We start from the raw sequence: 2524 nt of genomic DNA, 5'->3' as shown, positions 1-2524 counted from the left end.
GCTTGCCGCGTACCGCTGCGAGCAGGGCCTGCCCGCCCTCTCCCTCGCCTGGGGACTATGGGCACCCGAGACCGGCGGTATGACCGGCGAGCTGTCGGGCACCGACCTGGACCGGGCGGCCCGGTCGGGCTTCACCGCGCTCACCGCGGCCCGCGGCATGGCGCTGCTCGATGCGGCGCTGGCCACGTCGGCACCGTTCGCGGTGCCGCTGCCCATCGATGAACGCGCCCTGGCAAGCGGGGACGGCGGCGCAGGGGGTGTCCCGGCGGTGCTGCGCGGCCTCGTACGTGCGCCGGCGGCGCCGCCCCGGCGCACCGCCGAAGCCGCCGGCGGCGCGGCCGAGCCGAGCGGCCCGACCCTGGAGCAGCGCCTCGCGGAACTGCCTCCGGCCGAGCAGCAGGAAGCCCTGGTGTCGCTGGTGCGCACCGAGGCCGCCGCGGTCCTCGGCCACCAGTCCGGCGACCAGATCGATCCGGACAAGAGCTTCAGCGAAATCGGGTTCGACTCGCTCACCTCGGTGGAGCTGCGCAACCGGCTCGGCGGCGCAACCGGACTGCGGCTCCCGGCGACGCTGGTGTTCGACCACCCCAACGCGGTCGCCATCGCCGAGTACGTGGGCGAGCAGCTCCTGCCGGAGCAGGAACCGGTCGAGTCGCAGGTCATGCAGCGCCTGGACGACCTGGCCCGGCTGCTCGGCACGGTGCCCGAGAGCGGCGACGCGCGCTCGGCGATCAACGTCCGGCTGCAGCGGCTGGTGGAGGAGTGGCGCAGCGGTCGCGCCGAGACGGAGCAGGAGACCCAGGACGTGCGCGCGGCAAAGGCCGACGAGCTCTTCGCACTGATCGACAAAGGGCTGTGAACCGGGCCGGGCCCAGGTGGGCCGGTGGCCGGTACGGCGGCGCAGGCGTGAGAACTTCCAGGAAGGTGACGGCGTGGCGGACGAAGAGAAGCTCCTTGAGTACCTTCGGCGAGTGACCGAGGACCTCCAGCAGGCCAACCGGCGCCTGCGCGAGGTGGAGGAGCGGGAGAGCGAACCGATCGCCATCGTGGCAATGAGCTGCCGCTACCCCGGCGGCGTGGAGTCGCCGGAAGGGCTGTGGGACCTGCTGACCGAAGGGCGGGACGCGGTCGTTCCGTTCCCCAAGAACCGCGGTTGGGACCTGGAGGCCCTCTACGATCCCGATCCCGAGACGAGCGGGGCGACCTATGCCCGCGAGGGCGGCTTCCTCGATGCGGCTGATGCGTTCGACGCCGGGTTCTTCGGGATCAGCCCGCGCGAGGCGGTGGCCATGGACCCGCAGCAGCGGCTGCTGCTGGAGACGTCGTGGGAGGTGCTGGAGCGGGCGGGCATCGACCCGGCGGCGCTGCGCGGCAGCCGGGCGGGGGTGTTCGTCGGGGCCTTTGCCAACGACTACGAGGTGGGCGCCGGTCCGCTGCCGCCGGGGAGCGAGGGCTACCTGGGTACGGGCAATTCCAGCTCCGTCATCTCCGGGCGGGTCGCCTACACGCTCGGGCTGGAAGGCCCGGCGGTCACGGTCGACACCGCCTGTTCGTCGTCGCTGGTCGGCATCCACCTGGCCTGCGAGTCGCTGCGCCGGGGCGAGAGTTCGATGGCGCTGGCCGGCGGTATCACGGTCATGGCGACACCGGAGCTGCTGATCGACTTCAGCCACCAGCGGGGACTGGCCCGCGACGGCCGGTGCAAGGCGTTCTCCGACGAGGCGGACGGCACGGTGCTGGGCGAAGGCGTGGGCATGGTGCTGCTGCAGCGGCTGTCGGACGCCAGGGCCGACGGGCACCCGGTGCTCGCGGTGATCCGGGGTTCGGCGGTCAACCAGGACGGTGCCAGCAACGGACTTTCGGCGCCGAACGGGCCGTCGCAGGAGCGGGTGATCGGCCAGGCGCTGGCCAATGCCGGGTTGACCGGTGCGGATGTGGACGCGGTGGAGGCGCACGGGACGGGTACGGCGCTTGGCGACCCGATTGAGGCGCAGGCGCTGCTGGCCACCTACGGCCGCAACCGGGCAGACCAGCGCCCCCTGTGGCTGGGTTCGGTGAAGTCCAACTTCGGCCACACCCAGGCCGCGGCCGGGGTGGCCGGGGTGATCAAGATGGTCATGGCCATGCGGCACGGGGCGCTGCCGAGGACGCTGCACGCCGCCGCGCCGACCACGCACGTCGACTGGGATCGGGGCGCGGTGCGGCTGCTCCAGGAGAGCAGGGAGTGGCCCGACCGCGACGCTGCTCCGCGCCGCTCCGCGGTGTCCTCCTTCGGTATCAGCGGCACCAACGCCCACGTGGTGCTGGAACACGTCGACCCCGCGCAGGCCGCGGCGGAAACGGCCGGGCACACGGCGGGTGACGGCACAGCAGCCGCCGGCGCGGCGTCGGTTGAGCGGTCGGGTGCCGCAGTGGTCGGCGCGCAGGCGCCGCGGGTCTTTGCCGAGTCGGTCGGTGCTGTGCCGTGGGTGGTTTCGGGGCGGGGTCAGGGTGCGTTGCGGGACCAGGCCCGCCGGTTGGCGGC

2 protein-coding genes are annotated in these 2524 nt (G+C 73.3%); both read left to right on the top strand.

Features of this window, described 5'->3' with window-relative positions; all coding sequences use genetic code 11:
• The coding region (locus tag ACYVD5_RS15055; RefSeq protein WP_461001665.1) for an acyl carrier protein at window positions 1–859 on the top strand (859 nt) is incomplete at its 5' end.
• Between the two features lie 73 nt (window positions 860–932).
• Window positions 933–2524 (top strand): type I polyketide synthase (locus tag ACYVD5_RS15050; protein WP_461001664.1); only part of this gene is annotated, 1592 nt, incomplete at its 3' end.

Source organism: Streptomonospora sediminis, assembly GCF_054778995.1.
This window is presented reverse-complemented; position numbering and strand designations above follow the sequence as displayed.